18 protein-coding genes are annotated in these 16,700 nt (G+C 47.6%); 9 read left to right on the top strand and 9 right to left on the bottom strand.

Annotation, left to right across the window (positions count from 1 at the left end):
• Nucleotides 1-64 precede the first annotated feature (64 nt).
• Nucleotides 65-2,527: an ATP-binding protein gene (locus tag AB1552_01425; protein MEW6052437.1), complete on the top strand. Its 2,463-nt coding sequence runs from the start codon at nucleotides 65-67 to the stop codon at nucleotides 2,525-2,527.
• Nucleotides 2,502-3,395: a lysophospholipid acyltransferase family protein gene (locus AB1552_01420; protein ID MEW6052436.1), complete on the top strand. Its 894-nt coding sequence runs from the start codon at nucleotides 2,502-2,504 to the stop codon at nucleotides 3,393-3,395. Before AB1552_01425 ends, AB1552_01420 begins: the two co-directional genes overlap by 26 nt.
• Here AB1552_01420 and AB1552_01415 read toward each other — a convergent pair.
• From AB1552_01415 to AB1552_01385, 7 genes are all read right to left on the bottom strand, one after another.
• Nucleotides 3,385-3,972 (bottom strand): flavodoxin family protein, encoded by a 588-nt coding sequence (locus AB1552_01415; GenBank protein ID MEW6052435.1) that lies wholly within the window; start codon nucleotides 3,970-3,972, stop codon nucleotides 3,385-3,387. The two genes, AB1552_01420 and AB1552_01415, sit on opposite strands and share 11 nt — an antisense overlap.
• Nucleotides 3,959-5,476, bottom strand: coding sequence for a multiheme c-type cytochrome (locus tag AB1552_01410; protein ID MEW6052434.1), 1,518 nt, complete (start codon nucleotides 5,474-5,476; stop codon nucleotides 3,959-3,961). The genes AB1552_01415 and AB1552_01410 overlap by 14 nt, the downstream gene beginning before the upstream one ends.
• 218 nt (nucleotides 5,477-5,694) lie before the next feature.
• Nucleotides 5,695-6,189 carry a rubrerythrin family protein gene (locus tag AB1552_01405; protein MEW6052433.1) on the bottom strand — a complete coding sequence of 165 codons (495 nt, stop codon included), beginning with the start codon at nucleotides 6,187-6,189 and terminating at the stop codon, nucleotides 5,695-5,697.
• 59 nt (nucleotides 6,190-6,248) lie between these two features.
• On the bottom strand, nucleotides 6,249-6,569 hold the full coding sequence (locus tag AB1552_01400) for a carboxymuconolactone decarboxylase family protein (GenBank protein MEW6052432.1): 321 nt from the start codon (nucleotides 6,567-6,569) through the stop codon (nucleotides 6,249-6,251).
• Between the two features lie 70 nt (nucleotides 6,570-6,639).
• A complete protein-coding gene (locus tag AB1552_01395) occupies nucleotides 6,640-7,857 on the bottom strand; it encodes an FprA family A-type flavoprotein (GenBank protein ID MEW6052431.1) in 1,218 nt (405 codons plus the stop codon).
• A gap of 140 nt (nucleotides 7,858-7,997) precedes the next feature.
• Complete coding sequence (locus tag AB1552_01390) at nucleotides 7,998-8,132, bottom strand: desulfoferrodoxin FeS4 iron-binding domain-containing protein (GenBank protein ID MEW6052430.1); 135 nt, start codon at nucleotides 8,130-8,132, stop codon at nucleotides 7,998-8,000.
• A gap of 150 nt (nucleotides 8,133-8,282) precedes the next feature.
• Nucleotides 8,283-8,681 carry a transcriptional repressor gene (locus AB1552_01385; GenBank protein MEW6052429.1) on the bottom strand — a complete coding sequence of 133 codons (399 nt, stop codon included), beginning with the start codon at nucleotides 8,679-8,681 and terminating at the stop codon, nucleotides 8,283-8,285.
• 310 nt (nucleotides 8,682-8,991) lie between these two features.
• Between AB1552_01385 and AB1552_01380 the strand changes: the two genes are divergently transcribed.
• Nucleotides 8,992-9,891 (top strand): protoglobin domain-containing protein, encoded by a 900-nt coding sequence (locus tag AB1552_01380; protein ID MEW6052428.1) that lies wholly within the window; start codon nucleotides 8,992-8,994, stop codon nucleotides 9,889-9,891.
• A 32-nt stretch (nucleotides 9,892-9,923) separates the two neighbouring features.
• Here the strand turns inward: AB1552_01380 and AB1552_01375 are convergent, their stop codons facing one another.
• Nucleotides 9,924-10,898 carry a radical SAM protein gene (locus tag AB1552_01375; GenBank protein MEW6052427.1) on the bottom strand — a complete coding sequence of 325 codons (975 nt, stop codon included), beginning with the start codon at nucleotides 10,896-10,898 and terminating at the stop codon, nucleotides 9,924-9,926.
• Between the two features lie 96 nt (nucleotides 10,899-10,994).
• Between AB1552_01375 and AB1552_01370 the strand changes: the two genes are divergently transcribed.
• From AB1552_01370 to AB1552_01355, 4 genes are all read left to right on the top strand, one after another.
• The gene (locus AB1552_01370; GenBank protein MEW6052426.1) at nucleotides 10,995-11,624 is read left to right on the top strand and encodes a nitroreductase family protein; all 630 of its coding nucleotides are present in this window, start codon (nucleotides 10,995-10,997) and stop codon (nucleotides 11,622-11,624) included.
• Nucleotides 11,625-11,709: 85 nt separating this feature from the next.
• Nucleotides 11,710-12,210 carry a ferritin family protein gene (locus tag AB1552_01365; protein ID MEW6052425.1) on the top strand — a complete coding sequence of 167 codons (501 nt, stop codon included), beginning with the start codon at nucleotides 11,710-11,712 and terminating at the stop codon, nucleotides 12,208-12,210.
• Between the two features lie 47 nt (nucleotides 12,211-12,257).
• Entirely contained in the window at nucleotides 12,258-12,512 is a 255-nt protein-coding gene (locus tag AB1552_01360) for a hypothetical protein (GenBank protein MEW6052424.1), read from the top strand.
• A gap of 98 nt (nucleotides 12,513-12,610) precedes the next feature.
• The gene (locus AB1552_01355; protein MEW6052423.1) at nucleotides 12,611-12,796 is read left to right on the top strand and encodes a ferredoxin; all 186 of its coding nucleotides are present in this window, start codon (nucleotides 12,611-12,613) and stop codon (nucleotides 12,794-12,796) included.
• Between the two features lie 197 nt (nucleotides 12,797-12,993).
• Here the strand turns inward: AB1552_01355 and AB1552_01350 are convergent, their stop codons facing one another.
• Nucleotides 12,994-14,154, bottom strand: a complete 1,161-nt coding sequence (locus AB1552_01350; GenBank protein MEW6052422.1) for a radical SAM protein — start codon at nucleotides 14,152-14,154, stop codon at nucleotides 12,994-12,996.
• Between the two features lie 105 nt (nucleotides 14,155-14,259).
• Between AB1552_01350 and AB1552_01345 the strand changes: the two genes are divergently transcribed.
• Both AB1552_01345 and AB1552_01340 read left to right on the top strand, forming a co-directional pair.
• Nucleotides 14,260-16,230, top strand: a complete 1,971-nt coding sequence (locus AB1552_01345) for a PAS domain S-box protein (protein ID MEW6052421.1) — start codon at nucleotides 14,260-14,262, stop codon at nucleotides 16,228-16,230.
• 41 nt (nucleotides 16,231-16,271) lie between these two features.
• On the top strand, nucleotides 16,272-16,688 hold the full coding sequence (locus AB1552_01340; GenBank protein ID MEW6052420.1) for a hypothetical protein: 417 nt from the start codon (nucleotides 16,272-16,274) through the stop codon (nucleotides 16,686-16,688).
• The last annotated feature ends 12 nt before the right edge of the window (nucleotides 16,689-16,700 follow it).

Genomic DNA, 16,700 nt, shown 5'->3' with positions numbered 1-16,700 from the left:
GTGTAAAATTTGTAGATTGTGGCAACCTTTTTGTGCCGGAAAATACTCATTAGGGAGGTACCCGATGCCAGATAAGTTACGTGCTGATATGCTTTACAGTATTTGCGACCCCGATATCTTTTCCTTTAGTACCACCGACGAACTGCCTGATGTCAAGGAAACCATAGGCCAGGAAAGGGCACTGCATGCCCTTGATTTTGGTCTGAGCCTTGAGAGTACCGGGTTTAATATATTCATACTCGGAGAGCATGGTACGGGGAAGATGACAACAGTTCGTTCATTCCTTTCTGAAAAGGCGATGAAGGAACCTGTGCCCCAGGACTGGTGCTATGTTTATAATTTCAGGGACCCTGATGCCCCGGTTGCGATCCCGCTTGCGCCCGGCAAGGCTGCAGTGTTTCAGAAAGATATGGATGATGTGATCAAGATCCTCAGGGCAGAAATCCCGAAGGTATTCGAATCCAAGGAATATGAAAAACAGAAGAGCAAGATTATCGAGGAATCGCAGAGGAAACAGAAGGAAATATTCGCGGGTCTCGAGACAGAAGCACAGGAAAAGGGCTTCTCGGTCCGCAAGACAGTGAGCGGACTGATCATCGTCCCTGTAAAAAAGACCGGCGAGCCGCTGACAGAGGAAGAGTATGAAGCACTTGATGAGAAGACAAAAAAAAGGATAGACGAGATAGGCAAGGCCCTTCAGGAAAAACTGAACGATGTCGTGCGGATAGTCCGCGAAACGGAAAAAACGGTCAAAGAGACTATCGGGATGCTTGAGAAGGAGGCTGCCCTTTCCTCCATCGGACATCTCATTGACGAACTCAAAGGAAAATATGCCGAATATGAGAAGATTATCACCTATCTCGAACATGCCAGGGAAGATATGCTTGATCACCTTGATGACTTCAAGGTTCAGGAAGAACAGCCCTCCCAGTTGCCGTTCATGAGAATGCCCAGGACAGAGCCGACGTTCACGAGATATACGGTGAACATTTTGGTGAACAACAGCGAATGCAGTGGCGCCCCATGTGTCTTTGAAAGCAACCCGACGTATTACAATCTGTTCGGAAGGATAGAGCACAAGTTTCAGTACGGGATTGCGATGACTGACTTTTCGATGATCAAGGCAGGTTCGCTCTATAAGGCAAACGGCGGATATATCGTAATAAATGCCATTGACCTGCTGAGAAACCTGTTTTCCTATGATGCGTTGAAGCGGGCCATCCGGAACAGGGAATTGAAGATAGAGGATGTCTGGGAACAGTATCGCCTGGTTTCGACAACTACCCTCAAACCGGAAGCAATCCCCCTGGACATTAAGGTGATACTCATAGGGAATCCGTATCTTTATTACCTCCTTTATAATCTTGATGAAGAGTACAGGGAACTTTTCAAGGTCAAGGCCGATTTTGAAAGCAGGATGCCCCGCACCGATGAAAACATCAGGAAATATGCGTCTTTCCTTGCGGCGCTTATTAAGGAAGAGAATCTCCTGCCTTTTGAGAAGAAAGGGGTTGCAAAAATTGTTGAGGTCGGTTCGCGCCTGGCAGAACATCAGCGCAAGCTGTCTTCACGGTTCAGCGACATTTCCGATATCGTGAGGGAAGCAAGCTACTGGGCTGCAAAATCGGGCAGCAGGGTGGTCACCGATGAACATGTCCAGAGGGCTATTGATGAGAGGGTGCTGCGGAAAAACAGGATAGAAGAGCGTCTCAGGGAAATGGTACTTGAAGGGACGATTATCGTAGATACCGCAGGAGCGAAAACAGGACAGATCAACGGTCTTGCTGTCCTTGACCTTGGAGATTACCGTTTTGGCAAGCCTTCGAGAATAACTGCCAGGACGTACACCGGAAAATCGGGCGTGGTGAACATAGAAAGGGAAACCAAGATGAGCGGCAAGATACATGAGAAGGCAATCCTTATCATCACGCACTTTCTCGGGAGCAGATACGCCAGAAAAAAACCGATAAGCCTGTCTGCTTCGATTACATTTGAGCAGCTCTATGACATGGTAGAGGGCGATAGCGCTTCATGCGCTGAACTGTATGCGCTTCTGAGCAGTATCGCAGATGTCCCTATCGCGCAGAACATCGCGGTAACCGGGTCAATGGATCAGAACGGAGAGGTGCAGCCAGTTGGCGGGATTAACGAAAAGATAGAGGGTTTTTTTGATCTGTGCAGGCTGACCGAACTGGACGGAAGCCATGGCGTGATTATCCCCGCAAGAAACGTGAAAAACCTGATGCTGAAGAAGGATGTGGTAGATGCGGTAAGAAAAGGGGAGTTCTTCATATATCCTATCGAGAAGGCCGATGAGGGCCTGGAACTACTGACCGGAATGCAGATGGGTGAAGCCGGAGGGGATGGAGTCTACCCGGAGAACACCTTCAATTATCTCGTTGCAAAACGGCTAACAGAGATTTCCGATTCCATGGAGAAGAAGAAGGAAAAAGAGGAAAACAAAGAAACAAAAGAAGTCAATCAGGAAGAAAAGAAAGAGAATGAAAAAGGCGGTATGGCTGGCTGAAGCCATCTTGTACCTTATCCTCTCCCTGCCGATAGCTGTGCTTCCGCGTAGTCTGGCATTAAGGGCCGGGGAAATGCTCGGCCTTTTCTTTTTTTACTTCTGGAAGAGCAGAAGAGAGGTTGCTCTCGATAATCTTGAAAAATCCGTAGCATCTCGGGGTATAAGAATTTCTGTTCCGGCACAGACGATAATAAAGGAGAATTTCAGGAATCTCGGGAGGTCACTGGCAGAGGTGATAAAAATCTACTATGGCCTTGGAGGAAAGATTATTGAGTCGGTGCGTATGAAAGGCGCCGAGAATTTCGAAATTGCAAAATCAAAAGGGAGGGGGATTTTATTCATCTCAGGCCACTGCGGGAACTGGGAACTGCTGGCAGTTACCGCCTCTGCAAAATTGCCCGGGACTGCGGTTATTGCACGGCCTATCAACAACCCGTATGTCAACCGTCTTGTCGAAACACTGAGAAAGAAATACGGCAACAGGGTGATCTACAAAAAAGGAGCGTTAAAACCTGTCATTCAGACACTGAAGAGTAACCGTGGGGTTGGCATCCTGATGGATCAGGCTGTTATGAAAGATGAAGGATATGTGATAGATTTTCTCGGGAGGGGTGCATGGACGTCAAAAGTGCCCGCGATGATCGCAAGAAAAACCGGTGCCGCGGTCCTCCCGGTCTTTATTCACAGAACTGACAAGGGACATGAGATGGAAATATATCAGGAGATCGCACTTTCCCGGAACGGCGACAGGGAACTGGCAGTCAGGGAAGATACCATCGCCTTTTCACGCTGTATAGAGCAATATATACAGAAGCATCCGGCAGAGTGGCTCTGGATTCACAGGAGATGGAAGCGGGTCAGACACTGACCAGATTTTTCCCTGCCTCATATGCGTCCCTAAGCGCGGTCGGGTGTTTCATAATATCTCCTTTGGCGTCCACACCCAGATATGAGAGCGTTCTGTGTTCAGGTACGCTGATAGTCCTGAAAAAAGCCTGTGCAGTTGCGTCGGCGCAGTGAATGCCGATTTCTTTCTTCATCCCGCCGACCAGCAGCAGCAGCCCCTTCCTGCCATAAGGACCCTCAGGGATCGGTTTCTTCAGCAGGTATTTTTCACACCAGAATGCCTGGCATCTGTCCACCATGTTCTTGGTCTGTGCGCTGACGCTGAAGAAAAAGATTGGTGAGGCGAGCACGAACCGTTCAGCAGCGCGGATTGCCTGATAAATCTGGGACATGTCGTCGTCGTAGATGCAGGTTCCGGTTTCTTCACATCCCCCGCAGTTCTGACATGGCGCGATCTGCATCTCATTCAGCGAAAAGACCTGAACCTGGAATCCCGCTTCCCGTATCCCCCTGAGTGTCTCGTTCAGGAGGATTTCAGTATTGCCTTCTTTGCGCGGGCTTCCAAGAAACGCGGTGATGTGCAAATCAGTCCCTGTCATTCTCATTCCTCCTGAGTTCTATTGCATCTTTCATAAGACGCAGATTCTCGTTCAGGTTCCACCAGCCGTTCTTGAACGAAGTATAATCCGGTGCACCGGTCATTGCAGAAGAATAGCGTATTGAGTTCGAATAGAAAAGCCACTGTTTTGTCCACATCTTCTCGATTGATTCGTCGAACGGGTTCGACTTGTCTTCAATTCCTTTGCTCCACGCATCCATTAGGAGTTTCGTTGCGGTAAACGTCATCTCATTCGTTTCTCTGATGGTATTATCCATTTTTTCAAAATGCCCATTAACCCAATTCGTGCTGTGGCAGCTCTTGCAGACCTTGCTCATAACCTGATATCTTTTTTCCTGCTCCTGCTTGTCAATGAGGAATTCTGAAGCGGGCTCGTTTGTGAACGTTGCAGGTAAGGGGAGGCCCTCCCTGTTTTTTATAATCGTCGTATCTCCTGATTTAGGCTGAGGAACACTGTAAATCAGCCCGAAGAGCCTGACCCATAGCCGCGAACCAAAATCATGTGTTCTTTCGGCGATGACCGACCCATCATCAGAAATGAGGAGGCTGTTATGACACGTTGCGCATGTCGGGGCCTTAATGTCCTGTCCTATCTTCCATGGAATATTGCTGAAGTTCCAGTCTTTCCCCTTTGACGCATAGATATTGCCATGCTTGCTTTCTTCGTATACTTCCCATGCCGGCACATCAGGTTCATGATGACACTGGCTGCAGGTGTAAGGTTTCCGTGCAACCTCAACCGAGAACCCATGGCGTGCATGGCAGGCTGCACAGGTTCCTAGGCTTCCGTCAGGGTTCAGTCTTCCGATACCCTGGTTCGGCCAGTTTGTGAGGTCGGGAACTTCGATCGGCCCCAGTGCACTGGAGATGTTTTTCATCCCTTTCAGCGTCACATCTGTGCCGTGACAGCCGAGGCATGTTTCATGAAGGGTACTGTCCGAAGCTTTTTGGGTTGAGAGTGTATTTTTCTCAAATGCTGCAAGCCCTACAGAGGTATCTATCAGAGTTCTGTAAACAGGGTTATCCATGATATTCCTGTAGGCGTAAGCCATTTTGCTCTTTGAAAACTGCGCAAATTCGACAGGATGGCAGGTGTTGCAGTCATTCGGCGTGACAACCACATTTATCTTCTGCCCCATATGGCCGAAATTGTCCCTGTGCCCCGAGGGATTGAGACTGTGGCATTCATAGCAACCGACTGCGTAATTGAGCAGTGCATCAGGGAGATTCCGGGCAGATATCCTTTTTTCCAGATCCGGTTTTTTCATCCCCGAAGCGGGAGTGTTCTGTGCATGCCTGCTGGTCTTCCAGTCCATGACAATCCCCGGCGTATACCTGCTGTGGCAACCGATGCACATCTGTGTCTGGGAACTCAGGGGAGTTGCAATTGCGGTATCTCCTGCTTCACCAGATGCGTCAATGACGATACCGGGAAGAAAAGACAGGAAGAGAAAAGCTGATACGATGAATGTGAGGATCTTCATGAACAACTCCTTTCCAGGTATTCCAACCCGAGCGGAATTTCTCTCACCGTTCCCCCTAATATGGGGTGCTATTCAGGGTGAACTGCAGCAGGATTGTCTGTTGTCCCTGCTGTATCAGGCAACAACATCATCATCCTGCAGGAGACCAGCGGACCTTCCGGCCCCCTCCTAATAATCGCCGAATAAGGGTGTCAGCGTTATATTTGATATCGGGTATATCAGTCAATCTTCTTGAACATTTTTTTCGGTGCGCCACAGACAGGGCATTTGTCCGGTGGTTCACCTTCAACGGTATTGCCGCAAACCTCGCAGACGTGGTAGTCCACGTCAGGATTCTTTCCGATGTTTTCAAGCGCTTTCCTGTAAAGGTCTGCATGGATTTTTTCTACCTCATTTGCGAGGTGGAAGCTTCGCATGGCGGATTTTGCTCCTTCAGCATCAGCTTCTGCTATCATCTTAGGGTACATTTTCTGAAATTCGTAACTCTCTCCGCTGATAGCGGCTTCGAGATTTTCATTCGTACTTTTTATGCCCCCAATCTCCCTCAGATGATTCAGGGCGTGGACGGTCTCAGCTTCGGCAGCAGCCCTGAAGAGTTTTGCGATCTGGGCGAAGCCTTCCGATTCAGCTTTTTTTGCATATGCAGTGTATTTTCTGTTTGCCTGTGACTCTCCGGCAAACGCTTCGAGCAGATTTTTTTCTGTCTTTGACATAATTGCCTCCTTAACAGGTTTTTAATAAAATTTTGAAAACCTTCAGTGATACACAAGACTTACACCTGCCGCTGCTGGAGTATATCATCCGCCCAGCTCAGCGCAGCAGATACCGACGGGAACCCGATGATGCTGGTGAGCAATATCAGCGCATGATATATTTCATCCGCGGATGCTCCGGCTTCAAGAGCCCTTCTGGTATGCGAGTGCACGGAACCTTCTGATTTTGCGGCTGCCGCCGCCGCAAGCTGTATCAGATGTGACGTCTTTCTGTCGATAGGGCCTGCACTGCGTGTAACCTTCCCGAGATTATCGACAGCAGCGAAAAATTTCTTGAACCTTTTCTTAATGCTCACATACTGTTCCGGAAATTTTGGCATATTCCCCTCCTCAATCCGGCAGATTTCTCATGAAGTTCCCAGTTCCGGGAACCCCTTTTTCCTTAGTCCCTTATACGAAATTCGCATGGAATGCCTTCACCTTCTGTGCAAATTCCCTCCCGAATTCATAGCATTTTTTATGATCATCGGCAGAGGGCTTATAGACAACCTGCACCCCGGGCTCCACAGGTTCGAGTCCCATCGTCTTTATCGCTTCATATATGTCTTTTAACGCGCCTCCTCCCCATCCGTAACTCCCAAAGGCTGCTGCCATACGATTTTTCGGCCTCAGGCCTTTCAGATAGGTAAGGAATTCAGCTACTGTGGGGAACAGCGAGTTATTAAGGGTAGGGGAGCCGATCAGGCATGCCCTGGCCTTCCAGAATTCCTTGACCGCGAAACTCACAGGGCTTGCCCTGAGTTTGACGATCTTAACGTCGATCCCCTCATCCTTAATCCCCTGCATTAAGGGGACAGTCATCTGCTCCGTACTGTGCCACATCGTATCATAAATGATTACAACCCTCAAATCCGCCTTCCCGTTTGCCATATCAAGATACATGTTCATGATTTTCGCGGGGTCTTTTCTCCAGATAATACCGTGGTCAGGAGCTATCATGTCGATGTCGAGTCCGAGTTTCTGCACCTCAGCGATTTTTGTCTTGATCAGTGTCCCGAAGGGCATCAGGATATTGGCATAATAGTCCTTCACCGCATCCTCAAGTTCGTTCATGGAGTGACAGGTGATGAACTCGTCGTCGAACCGGGCTGCAGATGCATAATGCTGTCCGAACGCATCCTGGCTGATAAGGAGATTATCTTCCCTGACATAGGTCATCATTGAATCAGGCCAGTGGAGCATCGGCGTCTCGAGAAAGAGCAGATTCCTCTTCCCGATATTCAGCGTATCCCCGGTTTTTACAACTTTGATATTCCACTTCGAGGCGTCGAAAAACCTTTCGAGCCCCTTTTTCCCCTTGTCGGTGATATATATCGTTGCATTAGGTGTGAGGTGCATGATATCGCCGATGCTCGATACATGATCGTTTTCGATATGGTTGATTATGATATTTTTTATCATGGACGGGTCGGTAAGACTTCTGATGTTCTCTATGGTAATCTCTGAGAATGCATGCTTCACGGTATCGCAAAGGGTTATCTGTTCGTCCATGATCAGATAGTTGTTGTACGTAGTGCCATTCGGTGTGACATAGCCATGAAAATCCCTGACCGCCCAATCGATTACTCCTACCCAGAAAATGCCGGGTTTAATCTCAGTCGCCTGCATATGGCCTCCTCTCGCTGAGCTTTTGTAAAGCCCCCAATATTTTTTTCATTATCGCAGTTGTATTCCCCTCAATGCAGGATTGAAGGAAGCTTCAACCGCACTGCAGGAAAATTCGTGAAAGAGAATGATTGTCCGGATTGCTATTTACAGACAAACCCTTCACCGATGACGTCCATTGGCTGTCCGCAGCAGACGAGTTCACCGGAACCCGCATTCGTCACCACTACCTCGTTCCCGCAGATGTTGCATTTGTATTTCTGTCCGACTTTTGTCATAACTGGTAGACCTCTCTTTCGATTATAGTTGAATTCACGTCATTCAGGAAGGGGGTATAGGGACCAGGAAATAGCCTCCTCCCAAATGTGCCAACCCCAAAGAACAGTTAAAACGCTCTGTAAGATTTCCATATTTTCTATGCTCCATGGTTATTCAGTACCCTGTTTTCTGCAGTCGGGGCAGACACCGTAAAATTCGATATGATTACCGATGACATGAAACCCCATCTTCTTGTCTTCGGGAACCTGGAGCTGATATTCGATATGGATATCGATAATCCTTTTACATCCTGTACAGATAAGATGATGGTGTGGTTTCGGATTAGGATCGAAACGTTTTTTCTGCGCATCTATCGTCAGCGCGCGAATTGATCCCTGTTTCATAAGCGTCTCAAGCGTATTATAGACAGTAGCAAGCGACATTGTCGGGAATCTTTTTCGGATATCCTTGTATATATCTTCTGCCGAAGGATGTGCCGTCTTTTCCCTCAGCAAATCAAGTATCGCCAGTCTCTGGGGAGTTCGCTTGAACCGTTTCTCCTGAACCATAAACTTATCTTCCAAATTTTAATAGTTATTATTTAATAAATAATATCATAAAATAAAAATTATTGTCGAATAAATAATTTTTCCATTTTGTTGCGTTATTGTAAACCTTTCGTGACACGCCAAATGACCAAACAACAAAATGTGTTCTGTTTATCCCGCAGTGTAATATGTTTACAGGTAATGGAAATAAATATTTGCTATAATGATTTTTATATCCGATGGCGTAATGATGAAAAGCAGACATCATGCTGGAATATCTGCGAATGACAGTAGTATAAAAAATGTATGCGCGATAGTATGCGATTGAAATATGATGAGATCATTCAGGGAAATTAAGGATAATTATAAATTTACCGCTGATGATGAGCAGAGACTTATGAGACTCAAACCTGTTCTGGAGGTTCATGTGGAAGAAATATCAGGCGCTCTCAGTGCCTATATTATGAGCACAAAAATCGGCGCAAGACTGCTGGATGAGGAATCCAGCAGGGCACATTTGCTGGCAGCCCAGCAGAAATGGTTCCTTGCCATGTTTGAGGGAAAGTATGACAACACGTACTATGAAAGACTCATCAAGATAGGGATTGTGCATGTGAAAAGGGCGGTAGACGCACATTATCTGAACAGGGCTGTGAACATCATCAGAACCCTGTGTGTGAATATCCTTTATAGCCAGAGAGAGCCGGAAGAAGAGGTTATCGCAAATGTCCTTGCCTTTGAGAAGATTCTCGATATTAACCTTGATGTCATGACATCATCCTATATTGAGGAAGAAATCAGGAATTACTCTTCCCTTTACCGCATCAAAAGCGCCCTCGTCGATTTTTCTGAGAAATTTCTCCAGAGCGCGAATCTTGTGCTTGTCCTGGCATTAATAGGTCTTACACTTGGGGCGATAGCACTCTTTATCACCGATGTCAAACAACTGTTCTCCGGAGACCTGGAAAAGGGGATAATCTCTTCACTCGGTTCCCTGCTGATCATTTGGGTGATGATCGAACTGATGAACACGGAGATATCCCACCTCAAAGGCGGGAAATTCCGTATCAGCGTATTTATAAGCGTTGCACTCGTTGCAGTGATCAGGGAGACGATGATTGCGACACTCAGGCATGATCAGTCAGAGATGATGGTCTATCTGATCGCATCGATCCTGGTCATTGGCTTTGTCTACTGGCTTGTCATAAAGGGCGAAGAGCATCAGAGATAGAAGGGGTATCCGTACACTCCACCACTGTGTATCTATGTCTGATATTCAAGACTGCATCGGGGATCCGGAGCGTCAACAGAACCGTGAAAAAAGTAGCTGTGCGCGGGACAGCCTCCTGTGCAGGTCGCGTGATGACGGCAGGAAATGACCCGGCACTGATTTACCTGAAAGTTGCGCAAATTTTCAATCACCGGACTCCCCGCGATCTCTACAAATTCATCTTTGAAAATATTCCCCAGGCGGAACTCATCGAAACCGAAAAAGAGGTTGCACGGGAATGCCGAACCGTCCGGCAGTAACGCCATTTTTTCCACTCCTGCATCACATCGGATACCCCTGCTGCCTCCTGACTTGTAGAATGCAGAGGCAGCAACAAAGCCGATGTCAAGAATCCCCGCCAGATCGTTTTTTATTCTGAGGTAACACTTCCAGAATTCAGGAAATGAGAATCCGGATGCATTTCTTCTGCCGATGGTATCTTCGTGAAGTACGTAGTACCGCGTTACCCCGAGGTTTTTCAGAAACACGGCAAGATCAGGGATTTCGTCGGTATTTTCCCTGGTGAGAGCGCTTTTCACGATCGGGTTTTTTTCTGCACGGAGCATGATTTCTATCCCTCTGAGTATCTGCGCATAATTGTCAGAGCCCGTTAAGGCGTTATGTGTTTCACGGAGACCGTGCAGGGAGAAGCCGATATTCATACGATCAGACGTAATATCCGCGAGCTCCCGGATTTTTTCCGGCATGCTGCCATTTGTGCTGACATTGATGATCAGACCTTTGTGAGCTATGTGAGCGATGAAATCCTTCATCCAGGGCAGAAGCATCGGTTCACCACCAAGGACATCAACTTCCCGGAAACCGTTTTTTACAAGGAAATCAGCCAGCAGAAACGCTTCATCCGCGGACATATCCCTGTACGACGACATCGCGGGAATCGTCTGGTTGAAGCAAAACCCGCAGCGCTGATTGCATCGCAGAGTCGGATAGACCTGTATGAAGGACACGTTATTCATGCGTTGAGTAGACTTGACTTTATTTCTGAATATATTAATATAAAACTATAAAAATTCATATATAAGCTATCCGGAAAGGAGTTTGCCATGGACGTAATCCAGACGATAAAAGAGCGGCGCTCTATAAATTATTTCGAGTCCGGCAAGGAGATTTCCGACAGAACCCTCAGGGAACTGCTTGAAATTGGAAACCTTTCTCCATCCTCATTCAATCTCCAGCCATGGAGGGTAATTGTGGTGCGTGATCCGGAAAAAAAGAAGACCTTAAGGAGATGCGCATTCAACCAGCCAAAGGTTGAGGAGGCATCAGCGGTGCTCATCATGATTGCTGATCCGAAAGGACTGGAAGAAAATCTGGACCGGGTACTCGACAGCTGGATAGAACTGGGATTTCTGACGCCCGAGAAAAGAGAGACATATGCCACCATTGCAAGGAACCTCCAGGGCACCGAAGAAAGCCTGAAGCGCAAGATATTTGCGGCAAAAAATACCGCACTGTTCGCAATGAATCTGATGCTGGCTGCAAAGGGACTGGGTCTTGATACCCATCCCATGGACGGGTTTGAGGAAGACTGCATTAAGAAGGAATTCGGCGTACCAGCAGACAAGATTATCCCGATGCTGATAGCTGTGGGATACCTGAAGTCAGGGGTACCCCTTCTTCCAAGGGCATTCAGGAGGAATATCGATGAATTTGTCAGCTTCGAGACGTACTGACGATGCAAACTTTTCACGGGGTGTTGATAATCCTTGGCAAAATGACTAAACTGAAAAACAAGAGCATGCAGAAAGGGAGGATAAGATGAATGCGATTGAAATAGCGATTAAAATGGAAAAAGACGCAATAGACTTTTATTCGGAAGCTGCTGAAAAAACCAGTCATCCTGTCGGCAAAAAAATGTTTTTGAGCGTTACTGAGGATGAAAAGAGGCATCTGAAGATGCTTGCCCAGATATTCAAGGAGGCAGATGTAACAATCCAGCAGGTCAGCCCGATGAAGAATATAAAGACAATATTCGAATCCATGAAGGATCAGATGATGAACAGGGTCGAAGCAACTCAGGACGAGCTTGAGGCATTTAAAATTGCCATGCAGATGGAGAAGGAAGGCATCGAATTCTACAGGCATATCGAGAAAGAAACACAGCAGCAGAAAGAGAAGGCCCTTTTTGAGAGGCTTATTAAAGAGGAAGAACAGCATTATGCGATTTTTGCAAATACCTATAATTTCATGTCGGACACCGGAAACTGGTATATGTGGGAGGAACACAGCATGGTTGACGGCGGAACACCGTGGGCGTAATCCTGCTGACCTGTTCCCGGTGATTTTCCCAAAAGGAGGGCATGCGGATGGGATATACAAAGGATGCACTGCAGGACAAAATTCTTGAGATGTATCCGGAGATTTTTCAACACGGCATCACGGTAAGTCTCGAATTCGACGAAGGAAAGAATGCCTATATTGTCAGGATGAAGAAGGGCGAACATCAGCTTACCACACATCTCGAAAAGAAAGACGCTGATGAGTGTATGAACAATATCAAATGTGTCTATCTCGGTGTTCAGGTGGGGCAGTTTATCAGGAACTTTGAGCTGAAAAAATAACTATGCGTGCACTTGACCCGGGGAATGATTTCTTTCTGAAGGCTAAGACAGGAAGAAAGGATTAATGCCAGCAAAATTCGATATACGGAGGGAATGAAATGCCAAAACCGGTAGTTGATGAAGACTTATGCGAGGGATGTGCCTCATGTGAAGAAATCTGCCCGGAGGTGTTCAAGGTGGGCGACGATGGCAAGGCACATGTGATAGGGCCTGACAAGTGCGATACCTGCAACTGCCAGGAAGCTGCGGACATTTGTCCTGTGCAGGCGATTATCATTCAGTAACGTAAAAGGACAAAAGAAAGGCGGGATATTTTTCCCGCCTTTCTTTTGTCCTTTTACATATGTCCCACTAATTCAGAAGATTCTAGCAGGAGCTCTTGCATTTGCAGGTCAACGCAACCCTCTTTGATACCTTTTTTATTGTCATGACTTCCTGCCCCCTTTCATAGGAGTATCCTGACTTCATGCCAGGCTTATTTTTACATTATATCATACATTTTGCACTTGTAAAGGTCCCTGCCGTACGGATCACCAAGAAGAGCTGCCCTGTATCTGCATCCTCCCCGGCATAATTCGAGATGACCGCAGTCGCATTTCAGGTCGGCAAGCCTTACCGGCGGTATCCTCTGCCAGCATTTTCTGAGCCCGTCCTGTATGTTGCCGACAGGGCTTTCCGCATAGAAGGTGCATTTTGCAGCATTTCCGTCGGCCATTACCGCCATAAGATGGAGACCGCATCCAAATCCTGAAGACCCGGAATGAAGCCCTTCACCAAACCCGTACCCAAGGTATTTCCCGCCCTCTTCCGGACTTATTTCAAACTGTCCGTGCTCTTTGAGTCTCCCGGTAACACACGGCACATCAACTGTCCAGTCCCTTATTCCTATTTTTTTGAATAATGTCTCCAGTGAGTCGAAATCGTTCAGATTTCCGGGATGGACCATTGTCGAGACAGAAACCTCGAACCCTGAATCGAGAGCCATGTAGACGGCTTTGAGCGCTGCTTTGTAACTTCCCTGCCCCCTTAGTGAATCATGTGCGTGCTGAAGACCGTCGATGCTCACCTGAATCTCATCCACATGCAGTGTTTCGAGCGTTGCACGGGTCAGCAGCAGGCCGTTTGTGAAAAGGACTTTGCGTACGGAAAATCCGGGGAGCATGTCATTAATCATTCCGAACCGGCTGTGAATCAAAGGCTCTCCGCCGGAGACAAGGACCCGCAGTCCCTGCATTTCCTCAAATTCTTTCAGGATTTTTTTTATCTGTGTAATCGTGAGTTCCTTTTTCCGGTATTTTCCCCTCCTGACGCTCACCTTTGTATCTCCGATATAGCAATGCCGGCACCTGAGATTGCATCTGTCTGTAATCTGCAGTTCCAGATAACGGAGTGACGGAACCGGAGATTTTATCAAAGCAGGATGTTTCATCGTCGTCAACCGGTCTTTGGTCAGGATCCCTTCATGCAGACAGTAGCGGATAAATTCAGTCTGTTCCGCGCTGCAGCCGCCGTCTGAAGCGCATTTCCTGAGGAACGCGAAGGAAAGGTCATCAAGCTCATACAGGTCATCATGTCCGAGGTGATAGACAGACGGATTTTCAAGCCATTTCAGCACGCAATCCTCTGTGAGAAAATATTTCATGTTCTTATTGTACCGTATCACAGAAGCCTGTTGTGCATCACTCCGAAAATGTATTTGTGATATACTGTAGGAAATCCGTTTCTTCCCAGAACAATTGGAGATTTTATGACAAATGCAAAGGCAACGGTCCTCTGTATTGATGACGACCCTGATCTCCTTCTCCTGAACTCAAGTATCCTGCAGTTCTCCGGCCATCAGGTGCTTACGGCAGCTACGGGGGAAGAAGGGTTGCGGATAGCCAGAATGGCGCATCCGGACCTCATCCTGCTGGATATAATGCTTCCGGATGTCAGCGGATACGATCTCTGCAAACAGATCAAGGAAGACCCCGACCTCCGGGATACCTTTGTCGTTCTGATTTCAGGCATGATGGTGTCTTCAGAAAACCAGATTCGGGGCCTCGAAATCGGAGCTGACGGGTATATCGTTCGTCCGGTATCACCGCATGAATTTCTCGCCCGCATTCAGGCGATAATCCGCCTGAAGCATGCCGAAATGGCGCTCAGGAGAAGCATGGAGCGTTACCAGATGCTGGTGGAGACAATGAATGAGGGCCTCTGTGTTATGGACACGAACGGCATCATAACTTTTGTGAACAACAGCATCTGTAAAATGCTCGGTTTTCCCAGAGAAGAGCTGCTCGGGCGGCATGCGACTGATTGTATTGATCTCGCAGAACATGAGAAATTCAGGGAACATCTCGATGCTCACGGTGAAGGCATATTTGTTACCTATGATCTTACCTGTGTGAAGAAAGACGGACAGAAAATCCATACCGTCATTTCTCCAAGGCCGATGCATGACGATAAGGGAAATTTTATCGGTTTCTTTGCAGTCATAAGCGACATGACAGCGCGCAGAAAAGCTGAGGAATCCATCAGGATATTAAATGAAGAACTGGAGAAAAGGGTCAGTGATCGTACCAGACAGCTGGAGATCGTAGTCGAAGAACTGGAAGGAGAGATCCTTGAAAGGAAAAGGGTTGAAGATGCCCTGAAGGCAAACGAGGAGAAATTCCGTGGAATAACCGCAACTGCAACCGATGCAGTGATCCTTATGAACGATGAGGGAAAAATTTCCTATTGGAATCCGGCAGCAGAAAAAATATTCGGATACACAAATAACGAGGCGCTTGGAAAGGAACTTCATATGCTTCTCGTGCCGCAGGAGTATTACCAGGCCTACAAGGATGGATTCAGGGTATTCCGGTCCACCGGAAAGGGACCTGTTGTGGGGAAAACCCTTGAGTTCCTTGCTGTCAGAAAAGACGGAACACTGTTCCCGATAGAGGCGTCCATTTCGGTAATACAGGTGAAGGGGAAATGGGAAGCGGTTGGAATAATCCGCGATATCACGGAACGGAAACTGGATGAAAAGACCCTCATACAATACGCCGAACGTCTGCAGGCCCTTTCCGGTCGCCTGATAGAAGTACAGGAAGATGAACGCCGCTCAATCGCGCAGGAACTGCATGATGAGATCGGGCAATCACTCAACGGACTCAGAATGTATCTTGAAGGGTTTGCTGCACTTCCTGCAGGAGAGATGCCGCAAAAAATGCACGATGCACTTGCTCTTGTGCAGGAGCTGATATTCAAGGTGCGGAATATGTCGTTTGATCTGCGCCCGTCGATGCTGGATGACCAGGGACTGCTGCCAGCGTTGCAGTGGTATTGTGAGCGTTACCGCTTACGGACAAATATAAAGGTGCAATTTACCCATAGCGGCCTGGATATGCGCTTCGGGCCGGAGATAGAAACAGCGGCATACCGCATCGTGCAGGAGGCCCTGACGAACGTGTCGCGCCATGCAGGTGCAGATGATGTGAAGGTGTGTGTTACCTGCAGTCCGGAAAGGCTCGAAATTAAGATAGAAGACGACGGAAAGGGATTTGATCACAGGGCGGTAAGGGAATCGGGAAACACTGCAGGAATAAAATGGATGCACGAACGGGTTACCCTTCTCAACGGATATCTGAAGATTGATTCAGCACCAGGGAAAGGTACCCGGATATCAGCAAGAATTCCCGTGAAGAAACAGTCAACCGGGAGGCGGACAGAGGAATACGTAAAATAAACGGGTATACAGAAAATCCCGAAGGCATCGGAAAGAAGGCATTGAGCGAGGAAATAAGGAAGAAGCTTTGCGGCACCTTCTGTCGATATTACAAGTCTGCAGAAAAGGAAGACCTTGCCTGTTTGGGGTTCCTGGTAATAGAAAAATTACACGGACAAGGCCTGAACATACCGTTTGATAAGGCAGACGGTGTACCTGCCGCGAAGACACAGGAAATTCTTTTCCGGTATCTCTGTACCTCATGTCCTTTCTATGAGGATGGATGCGATTTTGCGGATACATGCAGGCTCGAAGAGCACGGTGCACCCAATCCCGTTTCTCCCCCTCTTCACCGGATAGCCGGAGGGAGCAAATCAGCAAAAAAAGCGCTACCCCTTCCATGCGGCGGCTTCATTGTGTTAGTGAATCTCCTCCAGAAAAGAATCATAAATATTGACGATATCAGGAATATCATCTAAACTTTAAGTAAG

Source organism: Nitrospirota bacterium, assembly GCA_040754395.1.
GTDB lineage: Bacteria > Nitrospirota > Thermodesulfovibrionia > Thermodesulfovibrionales > SM23-35 > JBFMCL01.
The sequence above is the reverse complement of the archived record's forward strand: the minus strand, read 5'-3'. Positions and strand labels throughout refer to the sequence as shown.